At 70.5% G+C, this 16,366-nt stretch carries 11 protein-coding genes; 5 read left to right on the top strand and 6 right to left on the bottom strand.

Going from position 1 to position 16,366, the window contains the following annotated elements:
* Nucleotides 1–5 precede the first annotated feature (5 nt).
* The gene (locus IEV65_RS15770) at nt 6–212 is read right to left on the bottom strand and encodes an AMP-binding enzyme (RefSeq protein WP_229735240.1); all 207 of its coding nucleotides are present in this window, start codon (nt 210–212) and stop codon (nt 6–8) included.
* Complete coding sequence (locus IEV65_RS12625) at nt 205–1,719, bottom strand: AMP-binding protein (protein WP_229735239.1); 1,515 nt, start codon at nt 1,717–1,719, stop codon at nt 205–207. Before IEV65_RS12625 ends, IEV65_RS15770 begins: the two co-directional genes overlap by 8 nt.
* Before the next feature lie 139 nt (nt 1,720–1,858).
* Here IEV65_RS12625 and IEV65_RS12620 point away from each other — a divergent pair, with 139 nt between their 5' ends.
* The gene (locus IEV65_RS12620; protein WP_188431326.1) at nt 1,859–3,001 is read left to right on the top strand and encodes an S-(hydroxymethyl)mycothiol dehydrogenase; all 1,143 of its coding nucleotides are present in this window, start codon (nt 1,859–1,861) and stop codon (nt 2,999–3,001) included.
* Nucleotides 2,998–3,627 carry an MBL fold metallo-hydrolase gene (locus IEV65_RS12615; RefSeq protein WP_188431324.1) on the top strand — a complete coding sequence of 210 codons (630 nt, stop codon included), beginning with the start codon at nt 2,998–3,000 and terminating at the stop codon, nt 3,625–3,627. The genes IEV65_RS12620 and IEV65_RS12615 overlap by 4 nt, the downstream gene beginning before the upstream one ends.
* Nucleotides 3,628–4,020: 393 nt before the next feature.
* On the opposite strand, the gene IEV65_RS12610 is transcribed toward IEV65_RS12615, so the two are convergent.
* Nucleotides 4,021–6,309 carry a glycoside hydrolase family 31 protein gene (locus tag IEV65_RS12610; RefSeq protein ID WP_188431322.1) on the bottom strand — a complete coding sequence of 763 codons (2,289 nt, stop codon included), beginning with the start codon at nt 6,307–6,309 and terminating at the stop codon, nt 4,021–4,023.
* Between the two features lie 61 nt (nt 6,310–6,370).
* Here IEV65_RS12610 and cysS point away from each other — a divergent pair, with 61 nt between their 5' ends.
* Entirely contained in the window at nt 6,371–7,828 is a 1,458-nt protein-coding gene (cysS, locus tag IEV65_RS12605; RefSeq protein ID WP_188431320.1) for a cysteine--tRNA ligase, read from the top strand.
* Between the two features lie 17 nt (nt 7,829–7,845).
* Entirely contained in the window at nt 7,846–8,808 is a 963-nt protein-coding gene (gene rlmB, locus IEV65_RS12600) for a 23S rRNA (guanosine(2251)-2'-O)-methyltransferase RlmB (RefSeq protein ID WP_188431319.1), read from the top strand.
* A gap of 112 nt (nt 8,809–8,920) precedes the next feature.
* On the opposite strand, the gene IEV65_RS12595 is transcribed toward rlmB, so the two are convergent.
* The 3 genes from IEV65_RS12595 to IEV65_RS12585 form a co-directional block, all read right to left on the bottom strand.
* On the bottom strand, nt 8,921–11,230 hold the full coding sequence (locus IEV65_RS12595) for a DNA/RNA non-specific endonuclease (RefSeq protein ID WP_188431317.1): 2,310 nt from the start codon (nt 11,228–11,230) through the stop codon (nt 8,921–8,923).
* Between the two features lie 159 nt (nt 11,231–11,389).
* Nucleotides 11,390–12,637, bottom strand: a complete 1,248-nt coding sequence (locus IEV65_RS12590; RefSeq protein WP_188431315.1) for a DUF4032 domain-containing protein — start codon at nt 12,635–12,637, stop codon at nt 11,390–11,392.
* A 102-nt stretch (nt 12,638–12,739) separates the two neighbouring features.
* Nucleotides 12,740–13,825 carry an ABC transporter ATP-binding protein gene (locus IEV65_RS12585; RefSeq protein WP_188431313.1) on the bottom strand — a complete coding sequence of 362 codons (1,086 nt, stop codon included), beginning with the start codon at nt 13,823–13,825 and terminating at the stop codon, nt 12,740–12,742.
* A gap of 259 nt (nt 13,826–14,084) precedes the next feature.
* Here IEV65_RS12585 and IEV65_RS12580 point away from each other — a divergent pair, with 259 nt between their 5' ends.
* Nucleotides 14,085–16,226 carry an alpha-amylase family glycosyl hydrolase gene (locus tag IEV65_RS12580; protein ID WP_188431311.1) on the top strand — a complete coding sequence of 714 codons (2,142 nt, stop codon included), beginning with the start codon at nt 14,085–14,087 and terminating at the stop codon, nt 16,224–16,226.
* Nucleotides 16,227–16,366 lie beyond the last annotated feature (140 nt).

The raw sequence follows: 16,366 nt of genomic DNA, 5'->3' as shown, positions 1-16,366 counted from the left end.
GAGCGTCAGCCGTCGTGGCGCGGCGGCAGCAGCTCGCGGACGCGGCGGCGCAGCACCTTGCCGAGCTGGCTGCGCGGCAGCTCCTCCAGGACGTGGACCGCCCGCGGCAGCGCGTAGCGTGACACCCGGCCGTGCAGCCACTCGCGGACCGCCGCCAGGTCGACGCTCGCCCCGGGCTCGAGGACGAGCGCCGCGACGACGTGCTCACCCATGGGAGGGGTCCGGCATACCGACGACCGCCACGTCCGCGACGCCCGGTATGCCGCGCACCGCCTCCTCGATCTGGGACGGGTAGACGTTGAAGCCCCCGGAGACGATGAGCTCCTTGCGACGGTCGGCGAGCGTGACGAAACCGTCCGCCGGGTCGCGCCGCACGAGGTCGCCCGTGCGCAGCCAGCCGCCGGGCAGGAGCACCGAAGCCGACTCCTCGGGGGCATCGAGATAGCCCGCGAAAACCTGCGGACCTCGCGCCAGCAGCTCGCCGGTCTCCCCGTCCGGCACGTCCGGCACGTCCGGGGCGCCGGGGTCGGGGTCGAGCGCCTCCGGGTCCACGATGCGCACCTGCGTGCCCGGGAAGGGCAGGCCGAGGGTGCCGGGTCGCCGGTCGGGGCCGAACGGGTTGCCGAGGAGCACGGGGGAGGCCTCGGTCATGCCGTAGCCCTCGATGATGAGGCCACCGGTCGCCGCCTCCCACCGGGAGGCCACCTCGGGGTCGAGGGCCATCGCGCCGGAGATGGCGTAGCGCACCGAGCGCAGCAGGTGCGGGTCGTTCGACCCCGCCGCCGCCTCGAGGCGGTCGAACATCGGCGGCACCCCGGCCAGGAAGGTGAGCGGACGCCGCCGCTGGGCCGCCAGGACGAGGTCCACGTCGAAGCTCGGCAGCACCACCTGGGTGGCGCCCATCGACACGGCGAAGGTGAGGCTGAGCGTCATACCGAACGCGTGGAAGAAGGGCAGCACAGCGCCGAAGGTCTCCTCGCCCTCGCGGAGGCCGGGGATCCACTGACGGCCCTGGGCCACGTTGGCCATGAGGTTGGCCTGCGTCAGCGGGACCAGCTTGGGCGTGCCGGTCGTGCCGCCCGTGGGCAGCAGGACCGCGACGTCGTCCGGCCCCGGACCCGGCCCGGCGGCCGGTGCGGACCGGCCGGCGCGACGCGCGCGACTCACCGCCCGGTCCCACGACCCCACCCCCTCCGGCACGGGCGCGCGGAGCCGGTCGCGCTGGGCGCGGGCGGCCTTGGCCGGGAGCCTGAGGAGCAGCCGGCTGCGCAGCGGCATGGCGGCGGTCAGGTCCACGGCCAGCACCGTGCGCCCCTGGTCCGCCACGACGGGGAGGGACTTCTCCCACGCCAGGACGACGTCCGCGCCGTGCATCCGCAGCTGGTGCCGCACCTCCTCGGGCGCGGCGAGCGGGTTGTGCTCGGCGACCGCGGCCCCCAGCGCGTGGGCGGCGTAGAAGGCGACGACGTGCTGCGGGCAGTTCGGCAGGACCAGCGCGACCCGGTCGCCCCGGCGCACCCCGAGGTCGCGCAGCACCGCGGCCGCCGCCGCCACCTGAGCGGCCAGCTCGGCATAGCTCGTCGTCGCGCCCAGGAAGTCGATCGCCACCCGGTCGGGCCACCGGCGGGCGGCCTCCTCGAGCAGGGCCGTGGTCGAGGAGGCCGGAGCGACGGTCAGGGGGTCGGCGCGGGGAGGTCGTTCACGGGTGGCACGCCACAAACCTACGCTCGCGTAGGTCAGGCCGGGAAACCGCTCCGACCGCCGTCCTCGAGGGCACGACGCACCCCCGGGACCGCGGCGACGCGGCACGGCATACCGTGGGCGCCGGAGCCGACCCAGGGATCAAGGAGCGTCAGGTATGCCGCAGACCGTCAAGGGTGTCATCGCCCGCAGCAAGGGGGCCGACGTCGAGGTCGTCGACATCGTCGTGCCCGACCCGGGCCCGGGGGAGGCGGTGGTGCGCGTGGAGGCGTGCGGCGTCTGCCACACCGACCTGCACTACCGCGAGGGCGGCATCAACGACGAGTTCCCCTTCCTGCTCGGGCACGAGGCCGCCGGCACCGTCGAGGCGGTCGGCGAGGGCGTGACCGACGTGGCGCCCGGCGACTTCGTCATCCTCAACTGGCGCGCGGTGTGCGGCCAGTGCCGGGCCTGCGCCAAGGGGGAGCCGTGGTACTGCTTCAGCACGCACAACGCCACGCAGCGGATGACCCTCGCCGAGGGCGACCCGATGGCCGGAGCCGAGCTGAGCCCGGCCCTGGGCATCGGCGCGTTCGCCGAGAAGACGCTGGTCCACGCGGGCCAGTGCACCAAGGTCGACCGCGAGGCGTCGGCGGTGGCGGCCGGCCTGCTCGGGTGCGGCGTGATGGCGGGCTTCGGCGCGGCGGTCAACACCGGCGGCGTCTCGCGCGGCGACTCGGTCGCGGTCATCGGGTGCGGAGGCGTCGGCAACGCGGCGATCGCGGGGGCGGTCCTGGCCGGTGCGACCACGGTCGTGGCCGTCGACATCGACGACCGCAAGCTCGAGGCCGCCAGGAGGTTCGGGGCCACGCACACCGTCAACAGCCGCGAGACGGACCCCGTCGAGGCCGTCCGTGGCCTGACCGGCGGCCACGGCGCCGACGTGGTCGTCGACGCGGTCGGGCGCCCCGAGACCTACACCCAGGCGTTCTACGCGCGCGACCTTGCCGGGACCGTCGTCCTCGTGGGGGTGCCGACGCCCGACATGGAGATCACCCTCCCGCTGCTCGACGTCTTCGGGCGCGGTGGCGCCCTCAAGTCCTCCTGGTATGGCGACTGCCTCCCCTCGCGCGACTTCCCGGTCCTCATCGACCTCTACCGCCAGGGGCGCTTCGACCTCGACGCCTTCGTCACCGAGACGATCGGCCTGGGGGACGTCGAGGCGGCCTTCGACAAGATGCACGCCGGCGAGGTGCTGCGCAGCGTCGTCGTGCTCGACGAGGGCACCGGCACGCCGACGGCGACGGAGGCGCAGGCATGACCGCGCGCCTGGACCGGACCGTCACGACCGGCACCTTCGAGCTGGACGGCGGTGTGTGGGAGGTCGACAACAACGTCTGGGTGCTCGGTGACGACACCGAGTGCGTCGTCTTCGACGCCCCGCACGACGCCGACGCGATCGTCGAGCTCGTCGGTGACCGCGCCGTGCGCGCCATCCTGCTCACGCACGCGCACAGCGACCACGTCGACGCGGTGCTCGACCTCCAGGAGAAGGTGGGTGCCTCCATCCACCTGCACCCGGCCGACGCCCCGCTCTGGGAACGCTCGCACCCCGAGCGCCGGTGGGACGAGGACCTCCGGGACGGCCAGACGTTCGAGGTGGCGGGCGTGACGATCCACGTGCTGCACACCCCCGGCCACGCACCGGGCGCCTGCTGCTTCTGGGTGCCCGACCTCGGTGTCGTCCTCACCGGGGACACGCTGTTCGAGGGCGGGCCGGGCGCGACGGGCCGCTCGTTCAGCGACTTCCCGACGATCATCGCCTCCATCACCGACAAGCTGCTGACCCTGCCGGACGAGACCGTCGTCCACACCGGCCACGGCGGCGACACGACGATCGGGGCGGAGAAGCCGCAGCGGCAGGAGTGGGTGGACAGGGGTCGCTGACGACAGCGCGAGGACCCGAGCGAGGGACGAGCGAGGCCCGGAGCGCCGAGGAAGGGACTACGAGGGGGGGTCGCTGACGACAGCGCGAGGAGTTCGGTGGCGGGCCGCACCAGGCACCGGCTGAACCTTCTCGGCGTCCCTGACGACATCCCGGGTGAAGGGATCCCGCAGGGACGCCCCGGACAGTCAGGGGAACGCCATGAGGACCACACGTGGTGAGCAGCGGGCGCCCAGTTGATCGGGGTGCACCAGATGATCGATGTGCACGGCTGTCGTGACACAACGAATGCCCTGGCATTGCCTGTGACACAACAGCCGTGCACATCCATGGTCACGTGGGGGCGGCGACCTCGGTCGGCCTCTCGGCGGCCTGAGGCGACAGGCGTGGGCGGCTCACCCGCCCGCGGTGAGCACCTCCACCAGCGCGCCGTGCAGGGACGGGTCGAGGTCGAGCGCCGCCAGCTGCCCGAGCACCGCGGTCGGTGAGCTGTCCGGGGCGGTGAGCAGACGCCATACCCGGTCCTTGGTGAGGTGCTCGACCTGGGCGGCGTCGAGGATGGCGAAGCACTCGTCCAGCGGGCGAAGCAGGAGCAGGTCCCCGCCCAGGTGCACGGTGAGCGCCCGGTCGGTCGGCACGTCGGTGCGGACGACCGGGTCGCCCACGAGGCCGACGCCGCGCACGGTCCAGGTCCGGCGGGCCGGGACGACGTCCAGGTCGCCCTGCGCCGGGCCGATCGTCAGCGTGCGCGCGGCGTCGTCCCAGCGCAGGGGCGTGCGCGCGAGACGCCGCGTGGCCGACGGCCCGTCGTCGTCCTCGACCAGGACGTGCTGCCCGTCGGCGCCGGGGAAGACCTGCACGTCCAGGTGGTGGGGGAGGGCGACACCGTTGCCGACCTCGTCCTCGGCCACCAGGGGCAGCACGGTGCCGGCCCCGGCCAGCGCGACGGTGTGGGTCAGGTCGCGGTAGGCGGCCAGCGTGCGCCCGTGCTCGCCGCCGCTGTAGCGCCGCCCGGTCTCCAGGTCCCACCAGGTGCCCGGCGGCAGCCAGAGGTCGACCCGGGCCAGGCCGGTGCGGGCGTCGCGCGGCTCGACGACCGGCGCGCAGAGCAGGTCCGCGCCGAAGAAGTAGCTCGCGCGGTGGGCGTAGGCCTCGTCGCGCTCGGGGTGCCGGTGGTAGACCGGCTCGACCAGCGGGACGCCCTCGGCGCTGGCGCGCTCCGCCATCGTCGCCAGGTAGGGCAGCAGCCGGTGCCGCAGGCGGAGCGCCTCGCCCATCAGGGCAGCCGCCTCCGGGCCGAAGCGCCACGGCTCCTTGCCCTGGAAGGGGCTGGAGGTCGCGTGCAGCCGGTTGACCGGCGACCACACCCCGAGCTGGACCCAGCGGACCGCCAGCTCGACGTCCTTGACCCCGCCCCAGTGACCGCCGATGTCGTGGCTCCACCAGCCGTAGCCGATGTTGCTGGCGCTGGCGGTGAACTCGGGCTGGAAGCGCAGGGAGGCCCAGGAGATCACGGTGTCGCCGGAGAAGCCGATCGGCGTGCGGTGCGAGCCCGGCCCGGCGTAGCGGCTGAAGACCACCGGCCGCCGCCCGGTCGAGGCCAGCTCGTCGAAGTGCACCTCGTTGAGCGCCCGCAGCGGGTCCAGGCCGGGCAGCCGCGACCACGGCCCGGACTGCCAGTCGATCCACCAGAAGTCGACCCCGTCCCGCTCCATCGGGTGCGCGACGTGGTCGAAGAACGCGCGCAGCCAGGCGGCGTCGGTCACGTCGAAGCTCAGCGGCACCTCGCTCTGCGGGTCGACGCCGAGCGCGCGCGCCATCGCGGGGTAGGCCTCCTCGTGGGCCCGCACGCCGTCGGCCGGGTGGTCGTTGAGCGTGACCCGCAACCCGCGCTCGTGCAGCTCGCGCAGGAAGCCGGCCGGGTCGGGGAAGAGCCCGCGGTCCCAGGTGTAGCCCGTCCACCCGCTGCCGAAGCGGGGATCGGGGTCGGTGACGTGCCAGTCCATGTCGAGCACCGCCACGGAGAAGGGCATGCGCTCGGCGGCGAAGCGGTCGAGGAGGGCGAGGTACTCGTCCGCGGAGTAGGGGTGATAGCGGCTCCACCAGTTGCCCAGGACGTAGCGCGGCAGCAGCGGCGTCGGCCCTGTCAGCGCGTAGTAGTCGCGCAGCGCCCCGCGGAAGTCCAGCCCGTGGGCGAAGACGTAGAGGTCGACGGTCCCCGGCTCGCGCGCCGCCACGTCGGTCACCAGCGGGCCGGTGCGGACCAGGCCGGTCGAGTCGTCGAGGACGGCGTAGCCGTCCCGCGAGACGATCCCGGGCTCCAGCTCGGTGCGGCCGTCGACCTCGTCGAGGGTGCGCGCGGTGCCGTCCAGCGCCCACGCGGGGCGCTGCGGCACGCCATACCTCCACACCGAGTGGTAGGCCGTGACACCGCCCCTGACCTGCAGGGACAGGCTGGACTCGGTGAAGGGCCCACCGGTGTAGGCCAGCTCGAATCCCTCCGTCACGATCTCCACGCCGTCCTCGACGGGGGTCACCCGCGCGTCCACCGGACCGAGGTCGCGCTCGAGCACCACCTGGGTCGGGCGGTCCTCGAAGCGGCCGGAGGGTGACCACTCGACCCGGACGAGGTATGGCGTGAGGACGGTGAGGCGGGCGTGGTCGCTCTCGTGGACGACAGGCATGGTCGTCACGCTAGCGACGCACGAGGCGGGCGGCGCGGCATACCCCCGGTAACCTGTGCGGGTGACCCTGCACCTGTACGACACCGCCTCCCGCGAGCTGCGCCTCTTCGCGCCGCTCGAGCCCGGCAAGGTCGGCATCTACATCTGCGGTCTCACCACGCAGGGCAGCCCGCACATCGGGCACGTCCGCTTCGCGGTCGCCTTCGACATCCTGCGGCGCTGGCTCGAGCGCGGGCACGGGTATGACGTCACGCTCGTCCGCAACGTCACCGACATCGACGACAAGATCCTGGCCAAGTCGGCCGAGGCGGGGCAGCCGTGGTGGGCGTGGTCCTACCTGCACGAGCGGGAGACGACCGAGGCGCTGGAGCTGCTCGGCGTGCTGCCGCCGACCTACGAGCCCCGCGCGACCGGGCACATCACCGAGCAGCTGGAGCTGATCCAGCTGCTCATCGAGCGCGGCCACGCCTACGCCGCCGAGGACGGCTCGGGCGACGTCTACTTCGACGTGCGCTCCTGGCCCGCCTATGGCGAGCTGACCCGGCAGTCGATCGAGGACATGGAGCCGGCGACCGACGCCGACCCCCGCGGCAAGCGCGACCCCCGCGACTTCGCGCTGTGGAAGGGGTCCAAGTCGGCTGAGCCGGAGACGGCGTCCTGGCCGACGCCCTACGGTCGCGGCCGTCCGGGCTGGCACCTGGAGTGCTCGGCGATGGCGCGCAAGTACCTCGGTGACGCCTTCGACATCCACGGCGGCGGCGTCGACCTGCGCTTCCCGCACCACGAGAACGAGCAGGCGCAGTCGCGCGCGGCTGGGCTCGGTTTTGCCAACTTCTGGCTGCACAACGCCTGGGTGACGGTCAAGGGCGCCAAGATGGGCAAGTCGCTCGGCAACGCGCTGGCGGTGCTCGAGCTGGCTCGCACCGTCCGCCCGCTGGTGCTGCGCTACTACCTCGGCGCCGCCCACTACCGCTCCACCATCGAGTACGCAGAGGGGTCGTTCGAGGAGGCGCTCGCCGCGGTCGAACGGATCGAGGGGTATGTCGCGCGCGCTCGCGAGGTCGTCGGCGAGCCCTCTGACCAGCTGGTCGCGCAGGCGCGCGCGCTCCCGGCGGTGGAGGCCTTCCCGCCCGCCTTCCGCGAGGCGCTCGACGACGACGTCAACGTGCCGGGCGCGCTCGCGGTCGTCTTCGGCGCGGTCCGCGAGGGCAACCGCGCGATCGACGCGCACCCCGACTCCGTGGACCAGGAGGCCACCCGGCGCTCGCTGCTGCAGCTGCTCGCCATGCTCGACGTCCTCGGGGTCAACCCCCTGGACGAGGTCTGGGGGGCCGAGCCCGCTGGCTCGGACGCAGCCACGCAGGTGCTCGCGGCGCTCGTCGAGGAGCGGCTGCAGGCACGGGGGACCGCCCGCGCGGAGAAGAACTTCGCGGAGGCCGACGCCATCCGCGACCGGCTCACGGCGCTCGGCGTCGTGATCGAGGACACCCCTTCCGGCGCGCGCTGGTCGCTGCGCTGAGGGCAGAGGAGACAGACATGGCTACCGGCAACCAGCGTCGACGCGGCGCACGGACGAGCAACAAGAAGGGCGCGGTCGTCGGCTCGGGCGGCCAGCGCCGCAAGCAGCTGAAGGGCAAGGGACCGACCCCGCGAGCCGAGGACCGGGTCGGTCACCCGGCCGCGCGTCGGGCGGCGCGCGACGCCAAGGCCGCCGGGGCGGCGGCGCGCCGGGCACCGGCCCGCCGCGGCAGCACGAAGGGCTCCTCGGAGGTCGTGGCGGGGCGCAACAGCGTCCTCGAGGCGCTGCGCACCCACATCCCGGCGAGCACGCTCTACGTGGCCTCGCGGATGGAGTCCGACGACCGGGTCAAGGAGTCGATCACGCTGGCGACCGAGCAGGGCGTCGCCGTGCTGGAGACCCCGCGCACCGAGCTGGACCGGATCACCGACGGCGCCGTGCACCAGGGGCTGGCGCTGCAGGTGCCCGCCTACGAGTACGCCCACCCCGACGACCTGCTCGACGTCGAGCTGCCCGGGCTCCCGCTCATCGTCGCCCTCGACGGGGTGACCGACCCGCGCAACCTCGGCGCGATCATCCGCTCGGTCGGCGCCTTCGGCGGCCACGGCGTGGTCGTGCCGTCGCGGCGCTCGGTCGGGATGACCGCGTCGGCGTGGAAGACGGCCGCCGGCGCGGCCGCCCGCATCCCCGTGGCGCAAGCGACCAATCTGACCCGGGCGCTCGAGGCCTACCGCAAGGCCGGCTTCTTCGTCATCGGCCTCGACGGTGACGGCGACGTCGAGCTGCCCGGCCTCGCACTCTCCGACCGACCGCTCGTGGTCGTCGTCGGGTCCGAGGGCAAGGGCCTGTCCCGGCTCGTCCGCGAGACCTGCGACCAGATCGTCTCGATCCCGATCTCCGGGGTGACCGAGTCCCTCAACGCCGGCATCGCGACCGCGGTCGCTCTCTACGAGATCTCCGTCGGCCGCAAGCGCGACTGACGGGGCCCTCCCCGGGCAAGAGCGCTCGAGGACGCGCCGCGCCGCGGCCGCCGCTGGCCCCGCGGAAGGGGTCCCGAACGTCGAGTGAGTGTCCGGCCCCACGTCGCTGGTGTCAGATCATGATGTCGTCGTAGGCCCGGATCGGGATCACCCTGCGTCCCGAGACCTCGAGGGTGCCCGGGTCCCCGCCGGCGGCCAGGTGGTCGTGGTCGCGCAGGACCGGGAAGGTGAGCCCCGTGAGTTCCTCGACCGCGGCCACGGTGGTCTGGACCGTCGCGACGTCGAGGGTGGCCTCGAAGCCGGGCAGGCCGGTGATGTCCTGCTGGTCCAGCACGAACGCCGTGGCCGACAGCGTCCCGTCCGGGCGCACCAGGGCGCACACCTTCCAGAAGGCGAGGGGGATCCGCGCCGGCGCGTCCATGTGGTCGTTGCGGTATGCCGGGTCGCTCGCGCGGAACACCGGGCCGGTGGCGACGCTGATGCGCCGCTGCTCCGCGGTGGCCTTGCGCTCCAGCAGGAACTGCTCGATGCCCTGCCAACGGGCGGTGCGCTGGTTGAAGCCGTCCAGCTGCAGGCAGGCGTTGGTGAAGTGGAAGGAGTCGGCGGCCGCGGCCATCGCCTCCTCCACCGTGCCCCAGGCGACGTCGGCGTAGCGTGTCAGGTGCCCGCGGTCGGTGTTCTTCGCCGCGTACAGGTCCTCGCCCAGCTGGTGGACGGGAGCGCGGGGGTCGTCGATGCGCGGGTCCACGAACCAGCGGTCGCGGCGCCTGGGCAGGTCCGGGCGGGCCTGGCCGTCGACGTTGGCGGCGCTGTACCACGCGAACCGGCGCTCGGAGTTCATGGCGAGCGAGAAGTGGTGGTAGGCGAGCACGTGGCGGTCGCGGCCGACCCGGAACCGCTCCGGCACCACCACGCTGCGGGCCTTCATCGCCCGCGAGAGCCGGGGGAGGGGGACCCGTATGCCGAGGAAGCCCGGGTCGTAGCCGCGGCGGCCGCCCCAGTCGGCGTCCACAGCGACCTCCTGCAGGGTGGAGTCCGGCGGGAGGTCCGTCGACGCTCCCGCGGCACCGAGCGGGAGCGCGCCGCCCGGTGCCGCGGCCGTCCCCAGGGACACGGTGACGGTCAGGGGGACGGTGAACGAGACCGACCCGCCCGGCCCGGGCACGGCCACCCCCGCCCCGGCGCCAGCCCCGGCCGCGACCACGGTCGAGGGCGACGGCATACGCTCCGGCCCCGGCGCGCCGCGGCGGGCGAGCTCGACCGGGTTGGGCGGGGTCGCGGTGAGCATCTCCTCGCGCAGGTCCGCGGGCAGCTGGGCGAGGTCCATCGCCCTCAGCGAGGCGACTATCGCCGAGACGCGCGCGCCCTCGTTGGCGATCCAGTCGATGAGGCCGGGGTCGTCGACCGCCTGGTCCCAGGGCGTGCCGTCGCGACGCAGGATCCGGTCGCCGTCGGTGCGGGGCACGCCGGAGTGGTGCAGCGCGATGAGCTCCCACTGGTCGTTGAAGCAGGGGGAGCCCGAGGAGCCGGGCTCGGTGTCCGTCGTGTAGTAGAGGAAGTCGGACTTCCCGCTGGGGATGAGGATGACGTCGTTGCTGCGCAGCGCCACCTGCTTCAGGCCGCCCCGGGGGTGCTGGACGATGTTGACCGGCTCGCCCGCCTCGGCCTTGCCGAGCGTCGCGATGAGCTGCACCCAGGGGTAGCCCGAGACCGGCACGCCCCTGCCGGAGGTGGGCTGGACGGCCACGACGGTGAAGTCGAGGACCGGGTCCGTGACGAAGAACCGGGCCGGGTCGAAGCGGAAGGACTGGACCGGGAGCAGCTCGCCGGAGGCGTTCTCCTGGTAGTCGAACTGCGCCTCGGCGGTGAGGGCGGCGTCCGCGGAGCGGATCACGTGGTTGTTGGTCATCACCAGCCCCGGACCGACCAGGAAGCCGGTGCCGGCGCCCGCCCCGATGCGGATCCGGCAGACGGCGCGCGCGACCGCGACGGCCAGCTCGAGGTAGTTGATGTCCTGCAGGTCGGAGGAGCCGATGATGCGCTCCTGCGCCAAGGTCGACAGCGTGTCCTGGGCCGTCGTCGGGGTCTCGGCGAGGACCGTCGCCGGTGGCACGACGATGACGGGCGAGGGGCCCTCGGACGGTGGGACGGTCGTCGGCTCGGCGGTCGGTGCGGGTCCAGGGGCCGGCGCGGCCGCGACCGGCTCGGGCCCCGAGGGGTGGGCCTCCGCCTCAGCCACGATCGCGCGTGCCCGTTCGGCGCTCAGGGACTCCAGGACGTACTTCTTGCGCCTCCGGGACTGGGGGTCCGCGGGCGGTGCAGGATCGGCGCTCGCCTCGGGCAGCTTCTTCTCGTAGCGGGTAGCCGCGGCCAGCGCCTGGTCGATGTCGAGCACCTGGTCACCGGGGTAGGGGGTCTTCATGGCGCTCCTCGTCGGGTGGACGGCGCGGGCCTCGCGTCACCTCATGCTCCCGCCCTTGGCTGACTTCCCACAAGGGGCCGCCGAGCCTGCGCGCCCTGCTCCCATGGCTGCCGGCGGGCACTGGGCCCGCGCACGAGCCGGGCTCGCAACCCTTGGGCGCTACGAGTCCAGGATCGCGGTGATGGGGATCTCCTCGGTGTCGACGCCGAGCACGGTCACCTCGTCCGGCCGGCCGGGTAGGACCGTCGCGACGTAGTCCCTCACGGTGTCCTCGATCGGTATGTCGTGCCCGGCCCGCTCGGACAGGTACCACCGGTGCTCGAGCAGCTCGTGGAAGATCTCGGCGGGTTCGAGCTTGTCGCGCAGCTGCGGTGGGACGGTGCGGGTGATCGGCTCGTAGATCTGGTTGAGCCAGGCGTGCGCCACGAGCTCCTCGTCGTCGCCCTGTCGGTGGGTGGCCGCGCGGTAGGAGTCGAGGTCGTTGAGCAGCCGCCGAGCCTGGTTCTCCTCCACGTCCAGACCGGTGAGGCGCATGAGCCGACGGGAGTGGTGGCCGGCGTCGACCACCTTGGGCTGGATGCGGATCGTGGTCCCGTCGAGGTCGGTGCTCATCTCCAGCTCGTCGACGTCGAACCCGAGGTTGTTGAGCCGCCGGATCCGCTCGTCGACCTTCCACCGGTCACCGCGTTCGAAGCGTTCCTCGCTCGTCAGCTCGTTCCAGAGGAGGTCGTAGCGGTGCATGATCCGGTTGGCGATCTCGATCGGGTCCTCGCCCTCGTCGAGGTGCCCGCCGGCCTCGAGGTCCATCAGCTCGCCTGCGATGTTGCCGTGGGCGACGAAGAGGTCGTGCTCGCGCTGGCCACGGGAGAGCTCCGGATGGATCTCGGCGGTCTCGGCGTCGACGAGATAGGCGGCGAAGTCGCCGGCGTCCCGGCGGAACAGCGTGTTGGACAGCGACACGTCACCCCAGAAGACCCCGGCCAGGTGGAGCCGGACGAGCAGGACCGCGAGCGCGTCAAGGGTGCGGCGGGCGGTGTCGTCGCGCAGACGCTGGGAGAAGACGGCGCGGTACGGGAGGGAGAAGCGAAGGTGCCGGGTGATGAGGCAGGCATCGAGGGCGGTGCCGTCCCCGGCCACCCGCCCCGAGACCACGGCCAGAGGCTCGACAGCAGGCTGTCCGAGCCGGCGCAGGTTGCGCAGCGTCTGGAACTCCCGGCGCGCCAGTGGCTCGCTGATCTCCTTGACCGCGATGACCTCCTGGCCCAGCCGCACGAATCGGACCACGTGCCGCGAGATGCCGCGGGGGAGCGCGGCGAGGTGTTCCTCGGGCCAGTCCTCGAGCGGGACGCTCCACGGGAGGTCGAGCAGCGCCGGGTTCGGCGAGATCGCCGTGATGTCGATCGCCATCCGAACAGCCTAGGGCCACCCGCTCCCGAACCGGGCAGCCAGAAGGGCCGGTGTCGCCACCGGCCCCTCCGTCAGCGCCGCGCTGCGGCGTCGTCGAGCGCGTCAGTCGCTGATGCGCTCGCCGCTCTCGGCGTTGAAGATGTGCAGGTGCTCGCCCTTGGGCTGGAAGTGCACGACCTCGCCCTTGGCCGGCGGGGTCCGGCCGTCCACGCGGGCGATGAACGGCTTGTCGCCGGCGTCCTGGCCGGGCATGGAGCCGTAGATGTAGGCGTCCGCGCCGAGCTCCTCGACCACGTCGACCTCGATCGCCAGGCCGCGGCCGGAGTCGGAGATCTCCAGGTCCTCGGGGCGCACGCCCAGGACGACCTCGCTGCCCGTGGCCTTGCCCAGCACGTCGCGCTCGACGGGCTGCACGTAGTCGCCGAGCTTGAGGCCGCCGTCGGCGACCGGCACCGACATGAGGTTCATGGCGGGGGAGCCGATGAAGCCGGCGACGAAGACGTTGTCGGGGTGGTCGTACATCCGCCGCGGGGTGTCGACCTGCTGCAGCACGCCGAAGTTGAGCACCGCGACGCGGTCGCCCATCGTCATCGCCTCGACCTGGTCGTGGGTGACGTAGACGGTGGTGACGCCGAGACGGCGCTGCAACGAGGCGATCTGGGTGCGGGTCTGCACGCGCAGCTTGGCGTCGAGGTTGGACAGCGGCTCGTCCATCAGGAAGACCTGCGGCTGACGCACGATCGCGCGACCCATGGCGACGCGCTGACGCTGACCACCGGAGAGCGCCTTGGGCTTGCGCTCCAGGTAGGGCTCCAGGTCGAGGATCTTGGCGGCCTCCTCGACGCGCTGGCGGATCTCGGCCTTGGGCTTGCCGGCGATCTTGAGCGCGAAGCCCATGTTGTCGGCCACCGACATGTGCGGGTAGAGCGCGTAGTTCTGGAAGACCATCGCCACGTCGCGGTCCTTGGGCGGCATGTGGGTGACGTCGCGGTCGCCGATGAGGATGCGCCCGCCGTTCACCTCCTCCAGGCCGGCCAGCATGCGCAGCGCGGTCGACTTGCCGGAGCCCGACGGCCCGACGAGCACGAGGAACTCGCCGTCGGCGACCTCGATGTCGAGCTGGTCGACCGAGGGTGTGTCGGCGCCGGGGTAGATGCGGGTGGCCTTGTCATAGGTCACGGTTGCCATGGTGGTTCTCCTTCACCGGCAGGTACGTGCCGGACGATCCGTCGTAAAGGAACCCCGCGACGGCGCCGCGGAGCCAGTCGCCGTCGGCGGCAATGGACCGCATCTGAGCGGGCCAGGGCAACGCTGCCGGTGACGTGGATCACCGTAGCAGGTAGGCCGCGACAGTCGTCTGCAGCAAGCTCTTGCGCGCCGGTTGCAAGTTCTGCCATAGTGGCTTGGCGGGGCCGCCCAGTGGCCTGAGGAGCGAAGGAGAGTCCCAATGAAGCGAATCGCCAAGACGCTAGTCCTCGCCATGATCAGTGCTGGCCCACTGACGGTGGCGGCAGGAATGGTTCGACCGAGCATGACAGCAGATGCTGCGGGAGATTGCTCCGCGCTCAGTGTGGGGAACAGGAACAACTATGAGGGCGATGTCATCTACCAAGTTCTCACCGATCGCTTCGCCGATGGTAACCCCGCCAATAATAACCCATATGGCAAGCCAAACGCATACGACCCAGCACGAACAGACATCAATAGATACTTCGGCGGAGATTGGCAGGGGCTCGCGCAAAAAATGCCGTACCTCGCAGGCATGGGCATCGGGGCAGTATGGATTTCCCCTCCGTACAACAACCTCGATGATGCCTACCTTGAGAACGGGAATTACTACAACGGTTACCACGGATTCTGGGCCAAGGACTACTTCGTCCCGGACGAGCATTGGGGGTCTTGGGCGGACTTTGATGCATTAGTCGAGGCGGCCCATGCGCACGGCATCAAAGTTATCATCGATTTCGCCCCGAATCACACGAATCATGTCGATAGCGTGGAAAACGCCGGATTCTACCGCGACGGGCTACTCGTCGGGCGCTATTCCTCGGATACGCAGGGCTATTTCCACCATCTAGGCGAGCGTGGGAACGATCAAACTAGCGACTACGACTTCCAATATCGAGACCTAACAAAATTGGCGGACCTGTCGACCGAGAATGACGCGGTCCAGCGCTACTTGACAGACGCCATGAGTACTTGGCTTGCTCACGGCGTGGACGGAATCCGCAACGATGCGACTCTACATCAGACCGAAGCTTTCAGGACTGTCTTTGCAGACGAAATCAACCGACAAGGCGGCGCTTTTCATTTCGGGGAGTATTTCATCGGCTCGCCAGATCCGAAGTACGATGACTACCGAACCTCGCCTGAAGCAACGGGGATCAACATCCTGGACTTCGAGTTTGCAAACATCTCTCGGGATGTCTTTGGATCATTCTCGAAGGATATGAACGACCTGTCCCACATGCTCGAATACACTGCGGCCGACTACAAGTACGAAAATGATGCGGTCACATGGTTGGACAGTCACGATAAGTCGCGTCTCGCTAGCATTCAGGGCAACCAAGGAGTTCTCCACAGTGCGTTAGCGTTTCTGTTGACAAGTCGAGGGACGCCAGTGATCTATTACGGCACCGAGCAGTACATGACTGGGTCAAATGGCGACGCTGGTCGTAAGTGGATGGGCAGCTTCGACACAACAACTCCTGCCTATCAAATGATCCGGAAACTGGCGGATCTTCGGGCCGAGAATCCGGCCCTCCGTTATGGCGGAACCACAACTCGGTGGGTGAACCAGGACGTCCTCGTGGTGCAGCGAAAGTTCTATGGAAGTGTTGTCGTAGTTGCGCTTAACCGGAGTGGGGCGACCTATAATCTGACTGGCTTGACCACAGATCTCCCAGCCGGTACCCATCAAGACGTCCTAACGGGAACGCACAGCGGTGGGCCCCTGGTGGCCAATGCTGATGGTTCGGTCGCGACGTACGAGCTCGGACCGAGTGAGATTGGTGTTTGGTCCTATGTGGAGCCTGTTGGCGGAAACCCCAAGGTCGGCGCGGTGGGGCCTACGCAGGGTGCGCCTGGGTATAGCGTTTCCATAGACGGAAGCGCATTCGGAATGCCAGGTACTGTTACCGTAGGTGGTGTTGCGGCTGCCATCGAGTGTTGGAGCGACGATCAGATAATCTTCACAGTGCCTGCAGTGGGTTCCGGCGAACAGCCCGTTGTTGTCCAAAATGACATGGGCCAGTCCAACTCTTTTGCGTACAAGGTAAAAACAGGATCGCAGACACAGGTTATCGTTCATGCGAATGTCACGACGGTTCCAGGCGAGCAAATATACCTTGTTGGTAACGTCGCAGAACTGGGTGCTTGGGATCCTGCTGAAGCAGTCGGCCCATTCTTCAACCCAGAATACCCAGAGTGGTTCCTCCCAGTTAGTATGCCTGGGGGCGAGCAAGTCGAGTTTAAGCTGATCAAGAAGTCCTCTGACGGGACCGTGACATGGGAGGGGGGTAACAACCGAACATATCTGGTTCCAAACACTGGCGCAACCGACTCGCCGGTGTATACCTGGCAGCCGTAGTGTGCGGGCTTGGTTGTCGCAGACGGGCAACTGGCACACTCTGCAAGATTTTGCGCGATTCTTCACGGCCCCATGCTTGGGCTACGTCGTGCATGGGACAAGACGTCCATAAGTGCCCTCCCGACAGACGACGGCGAGGG

Source organism: Ornithinimicrobium tianjinense (assembly GCF_014636495.1).
Lineage (GTDB): Bacteria > Actinomycetota > Actinomycetes > Actinomycetales > Dermatophilaceae > Ornithinicoccus > Ornithinicoccus tianjinensis.
Note: the sequence above shows the minus strand (reverse complement) of the source record. Positions and strands in the feature narration are given on the sequence as shown.

Coding starts and splice junctions, on each gene's coding strand:
- IEV65_RS15770 (WP_229735240.1), bottom strand. CDS start 212: ATGGGTGAGCACGTCGTCGCGGCGCTCGTCCTCGAGCCCGGGGCGAGC.
- IEV65_RS12620 (WP_188431326.1), top strand. CDS start 1,859: ATGCCGCAGACCGTCAAGGGTGTCATCGCCCGCAGCAAGGGGGCCGAC.
- IEV65_RS12615 (WP_188431324.1), top strand. CDS start 2,998: ATGACCGCGCGCCTGGACCGGACCGTCACGACCGGCACCTTCGAGCTG.
- IEV65_RS12610 (WP_188431322.1), bottom strand. CDS start 6,309: ATGCCTGTCGTCCACGAGAGCGACCACGCCCGCCTCACCGTCCTCACG.
- rlmB (WP_188431319.1), top strand. CDS start 7,846: ATGGCTACCGGCAACCAGCGTCGACGCGGCGCACGGACGAGCAACAAG.
- IEV65_RS12595 (WP_188431317.1), bottom strand. CDS start 11,230: ATGAAGACCCCCTACCCCGGTGACCAGGTGCTCGACATCGACCAGGCG.
- IEV65_RS12590 (WP_188431315.1), bottom strand. CDS start 12,637: ATGGCGATCGACATCACGGCGATCTCGCCGAACCCGGCGCTGCTCGAC.
- IEV65_RS12585 (WP_188431313.1), bottom strand. CDS start 13,825: ATGGCAACCGTGACCTATGACAAGGCCACCCGCATCTACCCCGGCGCC.
- IEV65_RS12580 (WP_188431311.1), top strand. CDS start 14,085: ATGAAGCGAATCGCCAAGACGCTAGTCCTCGCCATGATCAGTGCTGGC.